This window comes from Streptomyces gottesmaniae, from assembly GCF_031845845.1.
GTDB classification, from domain to species: domain Bacteria; phylum Actinomycetota; class Actinomycetes; order Streptomycetales; family Streptomycetaceae; genus Streptomyces; species Streptomyces akebiae.
On sequence record NZ_JAVRFJ010000001.1, the window covers coordinates 321,726 to 339,796 of the forward strand.

The 18,071-nt window shown below is 71.9% G+C and carries 14 protein-coding genes; 11 read left to right on the plus strand and 3 right to left on the minus strand.

Annotated elements, in window-relative coordinates; genetic code table 11:
• Window positions 1-92 precede the first annotated feature (92 nt).
• The 3 genes from pgm (at window position 93) to RM704_RS01330 (ending at window position 3,578) form a co-directional block, all read left to right on the plus strand.
• On the plus strand, window positions 93-1,733 hold the full coding sequence (gene pgm / locus RM704_RS01320; RefSeq protein WP_033528790.1) for a phosphoglucomutase (alpha-D-glucose-1,6-bisphosphate-dependent): 1,641 nt from the start codon (window positions 93-95) through the stop codon (window positions 1,731-1,733).
• A 548-nt stretch (window positions 1,734-2,281) separates the two neighbouring features.
• Complete coding sequence (locus RM704_RS01325) at window positions 2,282-3,307, plus strand: trypsin-like peptidase domain-containing protein (RefSeq protein WP_033528791.1); 1,026 nt, start codon at window positions 2,282-2,284, stop codon at window positions 3,305-3,307.
• Between the two features lie 22 nt (window positions 3,308-3,329).
• Window positions 3,330-3,578, plus strand: a complete 249-nt coding sequence (locus RM704_RS01330; RefSeq protein WP_311588797.1) for a hypothetical protein — start codon at window positions 3,330-3,332, stop codon at window positions 3,576-3,578.
• An 82-nt stretch (window positions 3,579-3,660) separates the two neighbouring features.
• Here the strand turns inward: RM704_RS01330 and RM704_RS01335 are convergent, their stop codons facing one another.
• Window positions 3,661-5,466, minus strand: a complete 1,806-nt coding sequence (locus RM704_RS01335; protein ID WP_033528793.1) for a serine/threonine-protein kinase — start codon at window positions 5,464-5,466, stop codon at window positions 3,661-3,663.
• A gap of 575 nt (window positions 5,467-6,041) precedes the next feature.
• On the opposite strand from RM704_RS01335, the gene RM704_RS01340 reads away from it, so the two are divergent.
• From RM704_RS01340 to RM704_RS01350, 3 genes are read left to right on the plus strand one after another with little or no spacing between them, the layout of a single operon-like run.
• Window positions 6,042-6,947, plus strand: a complete 906-nt coding sequence (locus RM704_RS01340) for a universal stress protein (protein WP_033528882.1) — start codon at window positions 6,042-6,044, stop codon at window positions 6,945-6,947.
• A gap of 25 nt (window positions 6,948-6,972) precedes the next feature.
• Window positions 6,973-7,995, plus strand: a complete 1,023-nt coding sequence (locus RM704_RS01345; protein ID WP_033528794.1) for a zinc-dependent alcohol dehydrogenase — start codon at window positions 6,973-6,975, stop codon at window positions 7,993-7,995.
• Between the two features lie 5 nt (window positions 7,996-8,000).
• Window positions 8,001-8,879: a universal stress protein gene (locus tag RM704_RS01350; RefSeq protein WP_033528795.1), complete on the plus strand. Its 879-nt coding sequence runs from the start codon at window positions 8,001-8,003 to the stop codon at window positions 8,877-8,879.
• A gap of 17 nt (window positions 8,880-8,896) precedes the next feature.
• On the opposite strand, the gene ppk2 is transcribed toward RM704_RS01350, so the two are convergent.
• The gene (gene ppk2, locus RM704_RS01355) at window positions 8,897-9,700 is read right to left on the minus strand and encodes a polyphosphate kinase 2 (protein WP_033528883.1); all 804 of its coding nucleotides are present in this window, start codon (window positions 9,698-9,700) and stop codon (window positions 8,897-8,899) included.
• A 49-nt stretch (window positions 9,701-9,749) separates the two neighbouring features.
• Between ppk2 and RM704_RS01360 the strand changes: the two genes are divergently transcribed.
• Complete coding sequence (locus tag RM704_RS01360) at window positions 9,750-12,128, plus strand: phosphoketolase family protein (protein ID WP_033528796.1); 2,379 nt, start codon at window positions 9,750-9,752, stop codon at window positions 12,126-12,128.
• Between the two features lie 18 nt (window positions 12,129-12,146).
• Here RM704_RS01360 and RM704_RS01365 read toward each other — a convergent pair whose 3' ends face one another.
• Window positions 12,147-12,539 carry an STAS domain-containing protein gene (locus tag RM704_RS01365; RefSeq protein ID WP_078937227.1) on the minus strand — a complete coding sequence of 131 codons (393 nt, stop codon included), beginning with the start codon at window positions 12,537-12,539 and terminating at the stop codon, window positions 12,147-12,149.
• Between the two features lie 615 nt (window positions 12,540-13,154).
• On the opposite strand from RM704_RS01365, the gene RM704_RS01370 reads away from it, so the two are divergent.
• The 4 genes from RM704_RS01370 (at window position 13,155) to RM704_RS01385 (ending at window position 18,009) form a co-directional block, all read left to right on the plus strand.
• Window positions 13,155-14,873: a sensor histidine kinase gene (locus RM704_RS01370; protein WP_311588812.1), complete on the plus strand. Its 1,719-nt coding sequence runs from the start codon at window positions 13,155-13,157 to the stop codon at window positions 14,871-14,873.
• Window positions 14,874-15,202: 329 nt separating this feature from the next.
• Window positions 15,203-16,273, plus strand: coding sequence for a zinc-dependent alcohol dehydrogenase family protein (locus tag RM704_RS01375; protein ID WP_033527597.1), 1,071 nt, complete (start codon window positions 15,203-15,205; stop codon window positions 16,271-16,273).
• 232 nt (window positions 16,274-16,505) lie between these two features.
• The gene (locus tag RM704_RS01380) at window positions 16,506-16,946 is read left to right on the plus strand and encodes a pyridoxamine 5'-phosphate oxidase family protein (protein WP_033527598.1); all 441 of its coding nucleotides are present in this window, start codon (window positions 16,506-16,508) and stop codon (window positions 16,944-16,946) included.
• 370 nt (window positions 16,947-17,316) lie between these two features.
• The gene (locus RM704_RS01385) at window positions 17,317-18,009 is read left to right on the plus strand and encodes a response regulator (protein ID WP_033527599.1); all 693 of its coding nucleotides are present in this window, start codon (window positions 17,317-17,319) and stop codon (window positions 18,007-18,009) included.
• The last annotated feature ends 62 nt before the right edge of the window (window positions 18,010-18,071 follow it).

Genomic DNA, 18,071 nt, shown 5'->3' on the forward strand with positions numbered 1-18,071 from the left:
AACGGGCGCCCGGTGCGCGTGCGTCCCCGCGGGCCGGGCAGGGGACAATGAGCACCGTACTCAACGGTCGACCTTTGCGGAGGAGCGGGGACATGCAGAACGCGCGAGCGGGCCAGGTCGCCGGGCACGAGGACCTCATCGACGTGGCCCGTCTGGTCACGGCGTACTACGCCCTGCGTCCGGACCCGGCCGAGCCCGGGCAGCGAGTGGCCTTCGGCACTTCAGGACACCGAGGGTCGTCCCTCGCGACGGCGTTCAACGACGACCACATCGCGGCCACCAGCCAGGCCATCTGCGAGTACCGCGCCGCCCAGGGCACCGACGGCCCCCTCTTCCTCGGCGCCGACACCCACGCCCTGTCCGAGCCCGCGCGGATCACGGCCCTGGAGGTGTTCGCCGCCAACGACGTGACCGTCCTCATCGACCAGGCCGACGGCTACACGCCGACTCCGGCGGTCTCGCACGCCATCCTCACCCACAACCGCGGCCGTACGTCCGGCCTCGCCGACGGTGTGGTGGTCACCCCCTCGCACAACCCGCCCGCCGACGGCGGCTTCAAGTACAACCCGCCGAACGGCGGACCGGCCGGTTCCGACGCGACCTCCTGGATCCAGGACCGTGCCAACGACATCATCGCGAGCGGCCTGAAGGACGTACGGCGCATCCCGTACGCCCGTGCCCTGGCCGCCCCCGGCACCGGTCGCCACGACTTCCTCGGGGCCTACGTGGCGGACCTGCCGAACGTGCTGGACCTGGAGGCGATCCGGGCCGCCGGCGTCCGCATCGGCGCCGATCCGCTCGGCGGCGCCTCGGTCGCCTACTGGGGCCGCATCGCCGAACAGCACCGGCTCGACCTGACGGTGGTGAACCCGCTCACCGACCCCACCTGGCGCTTCATGACGCTGGACTGGGACGGCAAGATCCGCATGGACTGCTCCTCGCCGTACGCCATGGCCTCGCTCATCGAGCGGCGCGACCGGTTCGACATCGCGACCGGCAACGACGCCGACGCCGACAGGCACGGCATCGTCACGCCGGACGGGGGCCTGATGAACCCCAACCACTACCTGGCCGTGGCGATCTCGTACCTCTTCTCGCACCGGGAGCAGTGGCCCGCGACCGCCGGGATCGGCAAGACCCTGGTGTCGTCCGGCATGATCGACCGGGTCGCCGCGGACCTCGGCCGGCACCTGGTCGAAGTCCCGGTCGGCTTCAAGTGGTTCGTGGACGGACTGTCCGACGGCACGCTCGGGTTCGGCGGCGAGGAGTCGGCCGGCGCGTCCTTCCTGCGCCGCGACGGATCGGTGTGGACCACCGACAAGGACGGCATCATCCTGGCGCTGCTCGCCTCCGAGATCACGGCCGTCACCGGCAAGACGCCCTCGCAGCACTACGCCGGGCTCACCGAACGCTTCGGCGCCCCCGCGTACGCGCGCGTCGACGCCCCGGCGTCCCGCGAGGAGAAGGCGCTGCTCGCCAAGTTGTCCCCGCGCCAGGTCACCGCCGACACCCTCGCCGGTGAGCCGGTGACCTCGGTCCTCACCGAGGCCCCCGGCAACGGCGCGGCCCTCGGCGGCATCAAGGTCGCCACGGCCAACGCCTGGTTCGCGGCCCGCCCTTCGGGCACCGAGGACGTCTACAAGATCTACGGCGAGTCCTTCCTCGGCCCGGACCACCTGCGCCGCGTCCAGGACGAGGCCAGGTCGGTGGTGCTCACGGCACTGGGCAGCTGACGCGCACGGCCCGAGCAGGCGGACTGACGGCCTGACCGACTGTGGTCTGACGGTCTGACGGTCTGACGGCCTGACCAACTGGGGCCTGCCCAACTGCTGACCTGACGCCCTGACGCCCTGACGGACTGACGGACTGACGGTCTGAACGCCGTCGGTCCGTCCACCGTCGCGCGCTGGTTACCCGCCAAAACCATGGCCGTCGCCGTCCCGGCACCTCTCCCTGCCCGGCCGGTTCACGACAGCCCGGCATACGGCGGCGCTGCCGTTGACAGGTGTCGGCAGGATCCCCGGCGGGAGCGGCCTGTCCACCTCTCGCCGGTCCGGGAGCGGGCGTGCCCCGCACCACGACGCTGCCCACGACTCCCGGGCCCGCACAGCAAGCGACAATCCGGACCGGCCGGATAGCAGGTCTCCTCGTGGCGAGGAACAGAGCGGCTTGTCTGGTGCTGTTTGGCATGTCCCTGTCCCGCCTAGGTTCGCTGTGCTCCGCACACTGATCGGCTCTGCCGTCAGACAGGCACTGCACCGACCATCGAGGGAGACAGTTCGTGCGCAGTCTCAGACACGCGATACTTCCGCTGGCCGCGGCCACCGTACTGGCCCTGATCGGTACGGCGACGGCCGCCGAGGCGGCACCCGTCCCCGGCGCGGCCAAGTCCCGGGTCACCGCGGGTGATCCCGCCGCCGGGAACGGTGCGGCCGACGTCAGCCACATCGCGCGGTTGTCGAGCGGGGCCCCGGTCGACTCGGCCCAGGACCTCGCCGCACTGGAGCGCTACTGGACGCCCGAGCGGATGGCGAAGGCCGTCTCGCTCGACAAACGGCCCGCCGCGCCAGGGCCGCGCGCCGGCGAGAAGCCCGGCCCCACCGGGAGGCCGGGGAAGATCCCGGCCGCTCCTGCCCGTTCCGACGCCCCGGCCCCACGCATCAACGAATCCGCCGCGGTGGGCAAGGTGTTCTTCACCAATCCCAGCAACGGCGGCACCTACGCGTGTTCGGCGAGCGCTCTCAACAGCGACTCGAAACAGATGGTCGTCACCGCCGGGCACTGCGTCCACGGCGGCAGTGGCGGCACGTGGATGACGAACTGGGTCTATGTGCCGCGTTACCGCTCCGGGGCCCGGCCCTTCGGCACCTTCGCCGCCAAGCAGATGCGCACGTTCAACGCCTGGATCAACAGCAGCGACCTCAGGCGCGACGTGGCCATGGTGACCACCTGGCCGCTCAACGGGAACAAGATCGTCAATGTCACCGGCGGTCACGGCATGAGCTGGAACTACTCGCGCACACAGCCCGTGACGATTCTGGGCTACCCCGGGAACCTCGACAGCGGAGAGCTCCAGTGGGCGTGCACGGGCACGACACGGGCAGCCGGTGACGGCGGCATCGAGCTCCAGTGCAACTTCGGCGGCGGCTCCAGCGGCGGGCCCTGGCTGCGGGAGTTCAACGACTCCAACGGCCTCGGATCCGTCAACGGGGTGATGAGCACCGTCACCTCCACCGGCTGGAACGAGGCCGCCTACTTCGACGACGCGGTGAAGGCCATGTACGACGCCCAGGGCGGCGTCACCTGACGACGGACGAGGAGGCGGACCTGTGCGTCGTAAGGGGCTGATGCGCCGGCCAGGGGCGGCGGTCGCCGTTCTCGCCGTTCTCGCAGCTGTCGTCGCTGTCGTCGTGGTGGCCGCACGGCGTACGGCGGCCACCGCCACGGAAGCCGAGCAGCAACCGGCCCCGGGTACCACGGCCCATGACGTCCGGCAGGACCCGGAGAAGGTCCGGGACCACTGGACGCCCGAGCGGATGAGGGAAGCCGGGAACGCGCCCATGCCGAAGCGCGAGTGAGAGGGCGGACAGGTCCTCCGGAAGCACGACACCCGGGGGTGGGGGCGGGGAGACCTCCGCTCCCACCTCCCCGGGGGGCATGTCAGTCCGCCGCGGGGTACACGCGGGTCACCTTGCCCTTGGTGTCGGCCTCCAGGTAGCCGGACTGGTTGTACTCGTCGCTCAGGTAGACGGCCATGCCGGCCGGTGTGTCGAAGATGTCGTTGGGCTGCCTGACCAGCAGATAACGGTTCTCCGGGTCGGGGACGTTGAGCTTCTTCTCCGCCTGCTTCAGGAGCGAGGGAACCTTGTCCCAGTCGAAGTCGTCGAGGCTGACGGGCTGTTCACCGCCCGCGAGGGTGCCCTTGATGATGCCCTTCTCCACGCCCTGCCCCGGACGGTAGCTGTAGGTGTCGTACTTGGTGTCACTGCCCTCGACCATGAGCTGGGCCGACACGTAGTCCGGGTAGACCGAGAAGTCCCCGTACCTGTCGCGGCCGGTCTCCTCCTCGAACGCCTTGATGGCCGTGCGGATGCCGTCCGGGGTCAGCATGTCGCCGGTCTCCGCGTCCTGCGGCTGCCGCGTCGCCGGGTCGTCGGAAGGTGAGGCGTCGCCGGTCGGTGAGGCGGTCGACTTCGACTTCGAGGACGAGGCCGAGGTCGAAGTGGTCGGCGGGACGGTCGCGTTCGTGTCGCGGGCGTCGTCCAGGGGCAACAGCCACCACAGCAGGACCAGGACACCGGCGAGCGACACTCCCGACACGCTCAGCGGAACGGCGAGGCGCGGCCCACGTCGCCCCACGTCCTTCACGGGCGCGGTCGTCGGCTGGTACGGACCCACCCCCGGCAGCGACTGGACCAGCGGTGGGTGGCCCAGCGGCGCGTGGACGGGCGGGGGCTGGACGGGCGTTGACTGGAAGGGCGTCGACTGGAAGGGCGGCGGACCGAATCCCGCGGCGGTGACACGCGTCGTTCCGGGAGCGCCCGGGCCGACCCCGGTGGCGGGCGTCGGCGGGTTCAGCGGATACGACGTGGGCTCGTCCCACACGGCCGCGGTCGTGGGCCCCGACTCGACCTCGGCGAGTCGACGGTCCAGTTCGGCCGCCGACGGCCGTGCCGACGGGTCCCGTACGAGCACGCGCATCAGGACGTCGCCCAGGGCACCGGCGCGCACGGGGGGCGCCACGTCGTCGTTGAGGACCGCGGCGAGGGTCGCCAGGGTGGAGCTCCGGCGCAGCGGGTGGTGGCCCTCCACGGCGGCGTACAGCATCATCGCCAGCGACCACAGGTCGGAGGCGGACCCGCCCTCGTGCCCCGATATGCGCTCCGGGGCCATGAAGTCGGGCGTCCCGATGACGGAGCCGGTGGCGGTGAGACCGCTCGTCTCACGGATCGCCGCGATACCGAAGTCGGTGAGGACGGGACGCCCGTCGGGGCGCAGCAGGACATTGGCCGGCTTGACGTCCCGGTGCTGGATACCGGCCTCGTGCGCTGCCGTCAGCGCGCCCAGCACCTGCCTACCGAGGTGTGCGGCCTCGGCCGGCGGCATGGGGCCCTCGGCCAGCCGGTCGGCCAGCGAGCCGCCGCTGACCAGTTCCATCACGATCCACGGGTAGGTGCCGTCGCCGCCGTCGACGATGTGGTGGATGGTGACGACGTTCGGATGGTCGATGCGGGCGAGCGCCCTGGCCTCGCGCAGCACCCGCTCCCGCAGCGTCCGCGCGCCCTCGGGGTCGTACTCGGCGAGGTCCCGGTCGGGCGGGCGGACCTCCTTGACGGCCACGAGCCTGTGCAGCACCAGGTCCCTGGCCCGCCAGACGGTCCCCATCCCACCCCCGCCGAGGCGGGTCTCCAACTCGAAGCGCCCGTCGACGACTCGTCTCGCGGGGCCTCTGTCGTCCTCGTTCATGGGCGGGAGCATAGTGGCCGCAACCGACAGCATTCGCCGCCCCCGTGGACCAGCAGCCGGTTCGGGGTCAGCCGACGGGCCGACGGTGCGGCGTCTCCAGGGCGGCGGCCAGGATGTGCGGGTCGTTCGGCGAACTGGCCGATGAAGGCGAGGTCGACCGATCCCTCGGTCCGCCCCGTCGACACCGCCCTCGCGGATCAGGAACGCCGTCGCCACGAGCCCCGCGACGCCACCGCCCACGAGATATGCCTTCGCCATCACCGAACTTTTCGTCCTCGCCCCGAGGCCCTGTCGTTCTCGCCGCCACGGCCGCCGGAGACACCCTCGGCCTCGGCAGGGCCTGGGCCGGGCTCCCGCTGGTGCGCCGCACCCCCTGGCTGCGTTGACCGCGGAGGAGCGGCGGGCCCGACGGTGGGCCCGCCGCCCCACGACCGCGCGGGGCAGGGCCGGTCGGCCCTCCCCGGGGACCTGCGGCCCCTGCCGGGGAACCGGCCCGCGGAAGAAGCTGTGACCGGGACGCGGACACCCCCGCCCGAACCCTCCGATCAGTACCCACGACCCCAGAGGTGGAGACCATGAACCGCACCGTCACCGTCGGCCTCGACGGCTCCCGCGAGAGCCGCTCGGCGGCCGAGTGGGCGGCCCGCGAGGCACAGCTGCTCGGCGTGCCGCTGAAGCTGGTGCACGTCTGGGAGCCCGTCCCGGTCCCGATGGCGCAGGCACCGCTGCTCGGCGCGGAGACCCGGCAGCACTGGACCGAGCGCGTCCCGCGCGAGGCCGCCGAGGGCCTTCGCCTGCGCCACCCGGGGCTGGAGGTCGTCACCGAGCACGTCTCCGGTCGCCCCTGCGAGGTGCTGGTCGACCAGGCGAAGAACGCCGAGCTGCTGGTGCTGGGCTCCCGCGGGCTGAGCGGCATCGGCGGTTTCATTATCGGCTCGGTCGCACTGGCGGTCGTGGCGCACGCCGAACGGCCGACCGTCCTGGTCCGCGCCGAGGAACTGGCCGCGGACGAGCACGAGATGGACCCGGCCGGCATCCCGTCCGCGGCGACACCGTTCCGTCCCGTCGTCCTCGGCCTCGACGTCGAGAGCCCCGACGAGGAACTGATCGAGTTCGCCTTCGCGGCGGCCGCCCGCCGCGGCACCTCCCTGCGGGTCGTGCACGGCTGGAGCCCGCCCCCCTACTACGCGTACGGCCTCTCCGTCGACCTCGAACTCCACGGCGCCCTCGCCCGCCGCGAGACCACCGTCCTGACCGAGGTCCTGCGCCCGTGGCGCGAGAAGCACCCGGACGTCGAGGTCACCGAGGAGTCGTACTACGGCACCCCCGGCAACCACCTGGTCGACGCGTCCCGCGAGGCCTCCCTGGTCGTCGTGGGCCGCCGGATCCGCCGCAACCCGTTCGGCGCCCACATCGGCCCCGTCGCCCATGCGGTCCTGCACCACAGCGCCGCCCCCGTCGCCGTCGTCCCGCACAACTGACGCCACAACCCGAGGAGTTGACCCCATGAAGGCAGCGGTCGTCCGAGCCTTCGGCGAGCCCCTGGTCATCGAGGACCGCCCCGACCCCGAGCCCGGCCCCGGCCAGGTCCGCGTCCCTGTCGAGGCGTCCGGCCTGTGCCACACCGACATCCACGCTGCCCACGGCGACTGGCCCGTCAAGCCGAACCCGCCGTTCGTCCCCGGCCACGAGGGCGTCGGCCTGGTCGAGAAGCTCGGCGACGGGGTCACCCACCTCCGCCTGGGCCAGCGGGTCGCGGTGCCCTGGCTGGGCCGGGCCTGCGGGCGGTGCGAGCACTGCCTGTCCGGCTGGGAGACGCTGTGCGAGCAGCAGATCAACACCGGCTACGGCTGCGACGGCGGGTACGCCGAGAAGATGCTGGCCTGGGCCGACTTCGCCCAGCCGGTGCCGGACGGTGTCACCGCCGTCGACGCGGCACCGCTCACCTGCGCCGGCGTGACCACGTACAAGGCGCTCAAGGTCGCCGACGTGCGGCCCTCGCAACTGGTCGCCATCTCCGGGATCGGAGGCCTCGGCCACCTCGCTGTCCAGTACGCCAAGATCGCCGGAGCTACCGTCGCCGCGATCGACGTCACCGACGAGAAGCTCGAACTGGCCGCCGAACTCGGTGCCGACATCCTCATCGACGCCCGCAAGGAGGACGTCGGCGAGGTGCTCAAGCGGCACGGCGGCGCCCACGCGGCCATCGCCCTCGCCGTGAACGACGCCGCCTTCGCGGCCGTCAACGCGGGCCTCAGGCGCGGCGGCAAGCTCGTCATGGTCGCCCTGCCCGCCCACGGCACCGTCCAGGTCCCGATCTTCGACACCGTCCTGAACGGCACGAGTGTGATCGGCTCGATCGTGGGCACCCGGCAGGACCTCGCCGAGGTCTTCCAGCTGCACGCGGCCGGCCGGACCAGGGTCGTCTGCGAGACCCGCCCGCCGGCCTCCGTCAACGACTCCATCGACGAGGTGCTGCGCGGCCAGGTCAAGGCCCGGATCGTGTTCGACCTCGGCACGGGACGGTGAGCGGGATGACGCACGACCTGCCGATCGTCGTCGGCGTGGACGGCTCCGAGCCGAGCCTGCGGGCCGTGGACTGGGCCGCCGACGAGGCCGCGCTGCGCGGTACGCCGCTGCGGCTGGTCTACGCCTCACTGTGGGAGCGGTACGAGGGCGCCCACCTCGCCGAGGACGTCGGAGGGACGCCCGAGGGGGTGCGGGCGGAGGTGATCGTGGACAGCGCCGCCCAGCGGGCCGGCCTGCGCCGCCCGGAGGTGAAGATCACCACCGACGTGGTGCCGGAGGAGCCCGAGTACACCCTGCTGCGGGAGAGCCGCACCGCCTCCCTGCTGGTGACGGGCACCCGCGGCCGCAGCAGCCTCACCGAGGCGCTCCTGGGCTCGGTGAGCCTGACGGTGGCCGCGCACGCGCACTGCCCGCTGGTCGTCGTACGCGGCAGTCACGACAACCGGGCCCTGCCCGCCACGCACGGCCGGATCGTCGTCGGCGTCGGTGAGCAGCCGACGTCATCGGCGGCGGTGCGGTTCGCCTTCGACGAGGCCCGGCGGCGCGGGGCCGAGGTCGAGGCGGTCAGGGCCTGGCGGTGCCCCGCGCACGAGGGCACCGACCACCCGTTGCTCACCGGGGAGCCGGCGCGGCTGCACGAGGAACGGGCCGTGGAAGGCCTGGAGGAGGCTCTCCGGAAGGCCCCCGACGACGTCCGGCTGCGCCGCCGTACCGTCGAGGGCCATGCCCGGATCGCGCTGGCGGACGCCTCCCACGGCGCCGACCTCCTCGTCGTGGGAGCCAGGCGTCGCCGACGGCACTTCGGACTCCAACTGGGCCGGGTGACACACGGGGTGCTGCACCACTCCGCCTGCCCGGTCGTGATCGTGCCCGAGCCGGAGTGAGCACGGTGACCGGCTGCTCACACACCTGCCGCGTGATCCGGGACGTAGGTCCGCAGATCGCGCGGCGGGCGCTCGTAGCCGGTCGACGGCGGGCGCTCCGGCAGTTCCAGCACCGGGGGCGGCACCTCGCTGTACGGCACCGACGCCAGCAGATGGGCGATCATGTTCAGCCGGGCCCGGCGCTTGTCGTCGCTCTCCACGACGTACCACGGCGCCTCGGCGATGTCGGTGTGCACCATCATCTCGTCCTTGGCACGCGAGTACGCCTCCCAGCGGGTGAGCGACTCCAGGTCCATCGGCGAGAGCTTCCAGCGCCGCAGCGGGTCCTCCAGACGACGCCGGAAGCGCTCCTGCTGCTCGGTGTCGCTCACCGAGAACCAGTACTTGCGCAGCAGGATCCCGTCCTCGATCAACATGCGCTCGAAAATCGGGCATTGCCGCATGAACAGCTGGTACTCCTCTTTGGTGCAGAAACCCATGACGTGCTCCACACCGGCCCGGTTGTACCAGGACCGGTCGAACAGCACGATCTCCCCGGCCGCCGGCAACTGCTCGACGTACCGCTGGAAGTACCACTGGGTGCGCTCGCGCTCCGTCGGCTTGGGGAGGGCCGCGATCCGGGCGACACGGGGGTTGAGGTGCTCGGCGACCCGCTTGATCGTGCCGCCCTTGCCCGCCGCGTCACGCCCCTCGAAGACCACGACCAGCCGGGCGCCCTCGGCCCGCACCCACTCCTGGAGTTTCACCAACTCCGTCTGCAGCCGCAGCAGTTCCTTCTCGTACACCGCACGCGGCACCTTCGTCGCCTTCTTGTCGGCCATGCCGTCCTCCACCGCCCGACGACCCCGTCGATGAGTTCCGGAGTCACCCATGACCCAGGTCGAACACCAGAACGTCACCGTACTTTCCGACGACGAACTGCGCACCCTGGACGCCCACTGGCGGGCCGCCAACTACCTGGCGGCCGGGCAGATCTATCTGATGGCCAACCCCCTGCTCACCGAGCCGCTGCTCCCGGAACACATCAAGCCGCGGCTGCTCGGGCACTGGGGCACCTCCCCGGGCCTGAACCTCGTCTACACCCACCTCAACCGCGTGATCAAGGCGCGCGACCTGGACGCCCTCTGCGTCTGGGGACCCGGGCACGGCGGGCCGTCCGTGCTCGCCGGCTCCTGGCTGGACGGCAGCTACAGCGAGACCTACCCGGACGTCACCCGCGACGCCCCCGGCATGGAACGGCTCTTCCGGCAGTTCTCCTACCCCGGCGGCGTACCGAGCCATGTGGCACCGGAGGTCCCGGGCTCGATCCACGAGGGCGGTGAGCTCGGCTACTCCCTCGCCCACGCCTACGGCGCCGCGTTCGACAACCCCGACCTGCTGGTGGCCTGCGTCATCGGGGACGGCGAGGCGGAGACCGGGCCGCTGGCCGCCTCCTGGCACTCCAACAAGTTCCTCGACCCGGTCCACGACGGGGCCGTCCTGCCGATCCTCCACCTCAACGGATACAAGATCGCCAACCCGACCGTGCTCTCGCGCCTGCCCCAGGACGAACTCGACGCCCTGCTGCGTGGCTACGGCCACGCCCCCCTCCACGTCACCGGAGACGACCCGGCCACCGTGCACCGCGCCCTGGCCCACGCCTTCGACGAGGCGCTCGACCGGATCGCCCTGGCGCAGCGCACGGCACGCGAGGACGGCGTCGCCGAACGCGTGCACTGGCCGATGATCGTGCTGCGCACCCCGAAGGGCTGGACCGGCCCCGCCGAGGTCGACGGCCAACCGGTCGAGGGCACCTGGCGTGCCCACCAGGTCCCGCTCGCCGGGGTGCGGGAGAACCCCGAGCACCTGCGACAGCTGGAGGCCTGGCTGCGCTCGTACAAACCGCGGGAGCTGTTCGGCCCGGACGGACGGCCCGTCGACGACGTCCTCGCCTGCGTCCCCTCGGGCACCAGGCGACTGGGCGCCACCCCGCACGCCAACGGCGGACTCCTCGTCCGCGATCTGCCCGTGCCCTCCCTGGACGACTTCGCCGTCCCCGTCGACAAGCCGGGCACCACGCTGCATGAGCCGACCCGGGTCCTCGGTGACCTCCTGGCACAGGTCATGAGGGACACCCACCTGCGCCGGGACTTCCGGGTCGTCGGACCGGACGAGACCGCCTCCAACCGCCTGCAGGCCGTCTTCGACGCCAGCGGCAAGGCCTGGCAGGCCGAGCACCTCGCCGTCGACGAACACCTCGACCGGCACGGACGGGTCCTGGAGATCCTCTCCGAACACCTCTGCCAGGGCTGGCTGGAGGGCTACCTCCTCACCGGCCGACACGGACTGTTCTCCTGCTACGAGGCGTTCGTGCACATCGTCGACTCCATGGTCAACCAGCACATCAAGTGGCTCAGGACCTCGCGGGAATTGCCCTGGCGGGCCCCGATCGCCTCCCTCAACTACCTGCTCACCTCGCACGTCTGGCGCCAGGACCACAACGGCTTCTCCCACCAGGACCCCGGCTTCGTCGACCACGTCCTCAACAAGAGCCCCGAGGTCGTACGCGTCTACCTGCCCCCGGACGCCAACACCCTCCTCTCCGTCGCCGACCACGCCCTGCGCAGCCGCGACTACGTCAACGTGATCGTCGCCGGCAAACAGCCCTGCTTCGACTGGCTCTCCATGGACCAGGCCCGCGCCCACTGCGCACGGGGCGCCGGGATCTGGGAGTGGGCGGGCAGCGAGAACGGCGGCGAACCCGACGTCGTCCTCGCCTGCGCCGGAGATGTGCCCACGCAGGAGGTCCTGGCCGCCGCGCAGCTGCTGCGCCGCCATCTGCCCCAGCTCGCCGTCCGCGTGGTCAACGTCGTCGACATGACCCGGCTGCTGCCGCGCGAGGAGCACCCGCACGGCATGACCGACTTCGAGTACGACGGCCTGTTCACCACCGACAAGCCGGTGATCTTCGCCTACCACGGCTATCCGTGGCTCATCCACCGCCTGGCCTACCGCCGCGCGGGCCACGGCAACACGCACGTCCGCGGCTACAAGGAGTCGGGGACGACGACCACACCGTTCGACATGGTCGTCCGCAACGACCTCGACCGCTACCGCCTGGTCATGGACGTCATCGACCGGGTGCCGGGGCTCGCCGTCCGCGCCGCCGCCGTACGCCAGCAGATGGCGGACGCGCGCACCCGCCACCACGCGTGGATCCGCGAGCACGGCACCGATCTGCCGGAGATCGCCGACTGGCACTGGGCCTGACGCCGCCGGGCCGCGGCCTCACCCGCGTGAGGCCGCGGCCCGTGCCACCGGTGTCCCGTCGGCGAGCGCCTCGGCCAGGTCCGGGTGCACCTCGAAGGCTCCGCCCAGCCCCGCGCACCGCAGCAGCCGCCGGAAGGTGCTCGCGGGCGTGACCAGCCGCAGCCGGCCGTGCCGCGCACGGACCCGGCTCTGTGCCCGGCACAGCAGGCCGAGCCCGGAGCAGTCGATGAAGGACACGGGACGCAAGTCGAGCACCACATCGGGGCGGGACACGGCCGTCAGGGTGTCCAGGGCCGCCGAGATCGCGGAAACCGCCAGCAGGTCGAGTTCGCCGTGCAGCGACACGATCGTGCTGCCGGCGGCGCTCCGGGTCGTGTGATACGCGGAGGACCTCGTGGGTTCGTCGTCCATGAAGACAGACAAGCCAAGCCCGTCCGACCTGCGGAAGGGCCGTTCGGTCCCTTTCGCGGGTCCCCCACAGACCCTCCGAGCCGCGACATGGTCCGTTACGTGTACGACTTCGCGGGGGGCGGCCGTGAGACGGCCGACCTGTTCGGCGGCAAGGGGGCGAGTGCAGGACGCGCAGGTGAGCGCCGCGTCAGCGCTCTCCCGCGCCAGCGCCCGCACAGCACCGCCCTCGGCCGCGACGGTCCGGACCGGACCGGGAGACGGAGGCGGTGCACACCAGACGCAGCTCGGCACCGCGCCGGATCGCTTCCCCGGCGGCCACGGGTCTCCCGGCTCCTGCCCGGGGCGGAGGTCCACGGCGAACATCGAGGGTGGGGGGCCACCATCCGGTGCTCCTCGGTCACCGTCCGTCGAAAAGGAAGCGGAGCCATGACCCACAACGATGTGGTCGTAGGTGGGGACGGCACCCTGTCCTCCACCAGGGCCCTGGAACGGGGTCCGCTGTTGGTCTCCGGCCGCCCGGATTACCGTGGCTCATGACCGGAACGGTCGGTGCCCCCTGGCCGGGACAGCGCAGGACAGAGCAGGACAGCGCAAGGCAGAGCAGGGAGGAGCGCGGTGGCAGGCTCCGACGACGCCCGTGTGCGGCTGCCGCAGCTGAGGTTGGACGAGCTGTTGGAGGAGTTGCAGGCGCGTCTGGATGCGGCGCGGGGGACGCGGGATCGGGTGCACAGTCTGTTGGAGGCGGTGCTGTCGGTCGGGCGTGAGTTGGAGTTGGAGCAGGCGTTGCGGGGCATCGTGGAGGCGGCGGCGGTGCTGGTGGATGCGGAGTACGCGGCGTTGGGGGTGATCGGGCCGGACGGCAGGCGGTTGTCGGCGTTCCATACGGTGGGGGTGGGTGCGGAGGAGATCGCGGGGATCGGTGCGTATCCGGAGGGGCATGGGATTCTGGGTGAGTTGATCAGTCATCCGGTGCCGTTGCGTCTGGCGAAGTTGTCGGAGCATCCGTCGTCGTACGGTTTTCCGCCGAATCATCCGCCGATGAATTCGTTCCTGGGTGTGCCGATCCGGGTGCGTGAGCAGGTGTTCGGGAATCTGTATCTGACGGAGAAGCGGGGTGGGGCGCGGTTCGACGAGGAGGACGAGTCGGTTCTGTCGACGTTGGCGGTGGCGGCGGGTGTGGCGATCGACAACGCGCGGTTGTATGAGGAGTCCCGGTTGCGGGAGCGGTGGTTGCGGGCCAACGCGGAGATCACCCACAGCCTGATGTCGGGAGCGGAGCAGGCCCTGGTGCTCCGGTTGATCGCCGAACGGGCCAGGCAGATCACCGGCGCCGCCCTCGCGGTCGTCGCGGTGCCGATGGAGGGCACCGAGTCCCTCACGGTGGACCTGGCCATCGGCGAGGAGGCCGAGACGCTGAGCGGGCTGGTCCTGCCGGTCGAGGGCAGCCTGATGGGGGAGGCGTTCGTCGGCGCTACCGCCGTCACCAGCGAGGACGTGTCGCACGACGAGCGGGTGTGGGCCGGACCGCCCCGCCTCACCGGTCTCGGCCCCGCCGTGGCCGTTCCCGTCGGCACCCGCGACGAGGGCATCCGGGGCGTCGTTCTGCTGGTCCGGGAGGCGGGACAGGCGCTCTTCACCACGAAGGAGACCGAACCGCTCCGCGTCTTCGCCGCCCAGGCGGCCATCGCCATGGAACTGGCCGAACGCCGTCGGGACGCCGAGGAGATCGCGGTCCTCAAGGACCGCGACCGGATCGCCCGGGACCTGCACGACCTCGCCATCCAACGCCTCTTCGCCACCGGTATGACCCTGCAGAGCGCGGGCCGCCTCATCGAACACCCGGAGGCCTCCGAGCGAGTGCTGCGCGCGGTGGAGGACCTGGACGAGACCATCAAGATCATCAGGTCGACCATCTTCGGCCTGCGCACACGGGACGGCGCGGCCGACAGCGGCCTGCGGGCCCGCGTGGTGCGGGTGGCCGCCGAGGCGGCACCGGTCCTGGGTTTCGGCCCGAGCATCCGGATGGAGGGGCTCATCGACACGGACGTACCGAAGGAGACCGCCGACCACCTGGTCGCCGTGCTCTCCGAGGCCCTGGCCAACATCGCCCGGCACGCCCACGCCGACCGCGCCGAGATCGTGGCGACGACCGACGGGCGGGAACTGGTGCTGACGGTCCGGGACGACGGGGTGGGCATACCGCCGTCGGGCCGCCGTGGCGGGCTGCGGAACATGGCGGAACGGGCCGGGCAGCTCGGCGGCCGGATGGAGTGGCACTGCCCCGAGGAAGGCGGCACCACGCTGGTGTGGCGGGTGCCGGTGGCGCCGCCGTAGGGGAGGCGAGGGAGCGGCCGGGGCTCCCGGAGGACCCGGAGGGGAGCAGCGACCGGCCGGGGCTCCCGGAGGACCCGGCGGGGACCAGCGACCGGCCGGCTCTGCCGCGAAGCCTTCGCCGGGAGTCACGGGCGCCGGCCCGGCGAGTGGGCCCCCTCGGGCTCCGGCACCGGGGGCCCGGTCGGCCCATGCGAGGTCCGGCGGAGAGGACCAAGCTGGATCTGCGGGGCCAACTGGGCACCGCACCGCACCGGCGTCCGGACGTACCGGCCTGTCAGTGAATCGCCGGTCCGCAGGACCCGGGGAGACGGAGAAAGGCAGGGATCGTCATGAAGGGCTTGGTCTTCCACGGCCCCGGACAGTCGTCCTGGCAGGAGGTGCCCGACCCGGGGATCAAGGACCCCACCGACGCGATCGTCCGAGTCGACACCGTCACGATCTGCGGGACGGACCTGCACATCCTCAAGGGTGACGTGCCCGAGGTCCGCCCCGGCACGGTCCTGGGCCACGAGGCCGTCGGGGAGATCGTCGAGGTCGGCAGCGACGTACGGACCGTGCGGCCCGGCGACCGGGTGCTGGTCTCCTGCATCACCGCCTGCGGCCGGTGCCGCTACTGCCGGGAGGGCGCGTACGGCCAGTGCCGGGGCGGCGGAGGCTGGATCCTCGGCCACCTCATCGACGGCACCCAGGCCGAGTACGTCCGGGTCCCGTACGCCGACCTGTCCGTCCACCCGCTGCCCAGCACGCTGGCCGCCAAGGACGCCGTACTGCTGGCGGACATCTTCCCCACCTCCTACGAGGTGGGCGTGGTCAACGGGTGCGTCCGCCCCGGCGACACCGTCGCCGTCGTGGGCGCCGGTCCCATCGGCCTCGCGGCGATCGCCACCGCCCAGCTGTTCTCGCCCGAGCGGATCGTCGCCGTGGACCCGGCCCCGGCCCGTCTGGAGGCCGCCAGGCGGCTCGGGGCGGACGCCGTGGCCGACGCCCGGGAGGCTCCGGAGCAACTGGTCACCGACCTCACCGAGGGACTCGGCGCGGATGTCGTGATCGAGGCCGTCGGCGTACCGGAGAGCTTCGAGCTCTGCACCCGTATGGTGCGCCCCGGCGGGCACGTGGCCAACGTCGGCGTACACGGCAAACCGGCGACGCTGCACCTCGAAGACCTGTGGATCAAGAACGTGACCATCACCACGGGCCTGGTGGACACCCACTCCACTCCCACCCTGCTGCGGATGGCGGCCGCCGGCCGGCTGCCCACCTCGTCCCTGGTCACGCACACCTTTCCGCTGGACGACATGGAACAGGCGTACGACATCTTCTCCCGGGCGGCCGACACCGGCGCGCTCAAGGTCGTGCTCGGTGAGCCCCCGCACGACGTCGTCGCCGTCCCGGCGGCCTGACGCGACCGTCGCATGCGATCGACTTCCGCACTGCGGCGACTTCCGCACCACGTCCGGCGGATCCCGCGTCGGGCGGAGTGGGGCGGAGTCGGGCGGACGGCCACGGATCTGGGCCGCTCTCCGGCCCGATCGGGACCGATGGGCCCTGATCGGGGGCGGGCGGCGGAGGGACGATGGTGCGCATACCCGACGTACGGGTGGGCTGGGCACGAGGCATGGGACGGGCGGGCTGATGTACGCCAACGACGGATTCCGCGAACTGGACAGGCAGGAATGCCTCCGGCTGCTGGCGAAGGCGACCGTCGGCCGCATCGTCCACACCCGCCAGGCGCTGCCGGCGGTCCTGCCGGTCAACTTCTCCCTGGACGGGGAGGGTTCGGTCCTGCTGCGCACGTCGGCCGCCTCGGAACTCGCCCGCGCGGTGGACGGGGTGGTCGTCGCCTTCGAGGCCGACGAGGTCGACCCGGTCGCCCACTCAGGCTGGAGCGTCGTCGTCACCGGCCGGGCCTCGATCGTGACCGATCCGGCCCAGCGCGCGCGACTGGCCCACAGTGGCCCGCGCTCGTGGGTCGCCTCGCCGCAGGACGTCTTCGTCCGTATCGAGGCGGAACTGGTCACCGGCCGTGAACTCGTCGGCGGCCGGAGGATGTACGGCCTTGACCTGACTCCCTGACTCCGTGACTCCCTGACTCCGTGACTCCTTGACTTCCTGGTTGGTGGCAACGGGGCCGGGTCCGGCTCCGACCCCCTCAGGCGTCGGCCCAGGGCGGCCACCGACGCCTTCGTGACGGGTCATGAGGAGTGCCTCCGGGGTCGACGGCACCTTCGTGCGACCGGTGGCGTACGGGGTGGGACGGTGCCGTACGAGGCAACCGCCCTGGGACCGATGTCGCTCACCCGCTCACGATCCGTCGGTGATCCGCCCGTGAAACAGGGCCGACCGGCCCTGGCCGTTCGGCCCGGACACGACGAGGATCAGCGGGTCGAGGCCGATACTGTCCGCGGACGGGACGGCGTGAAGTGCGGATCCGAGGAGTGCAGCGATGCCGGTCAGCGAGCAGCCGGGCCCGGACAGTCCGATCCGGGTGTTCCTGCTGGACGACCACGAGGTCGTACGCCGGGGTGTACGCGACCTGCTGAACGACGAGCCGGACATCTCGGTGATCGGCGAGGCCGGCACCGTGGAACAGGCCCTGGTGCGCGTGCCCGCCCTGCGCCCGCAGGTGGCGGTGCTCGACGTCCGCCTGCCCGACGGCGACGGGATCACCGTGTGCCGGGAGCTGCGGTCGCGCATGCCGGAACTGTTCTGCCTGATGCTGACCTCCTTCGACGACGAGGAGGCCCTCCTGGACTCGATCATGGCGGGCGCGTCCGGGTACGTCCTGAAGCAGATCCATGGCTCGGATCTGGTCTCGGCGGTGCGCACGGTGGCCGTCGGCCAGTCCCTTCTCGATCCCAGCGCCACCGCCCGGCTGATGGCGCGGCTGCGGCAGGGCCCGAAGGAGGAGCAGGAGCCCGAGGCACTGCCGGGCCTGACCGAGCGCGAGCGCGAGATCCTGGCCCTGATCGGTGAGGGCCTGACCAACCGACAGATCGGCCAGCGGCTCTTCCTCGCCGAGAAGACGGTCAAGAACCACATCTCCCGGCTGCTCGCCAAGCTCGGTGTGGAACGGCGCGTGCAGGCCGCCGTCATCGCCACCCAGGCCCAGGACAGGCTGCGGCAGAACGGGCGGTAGGCCGTACTCCCCGGTGAACCCGCAGGCCACGCACCGTTCGTCCGGAAGGTCCGGGCGGGTGC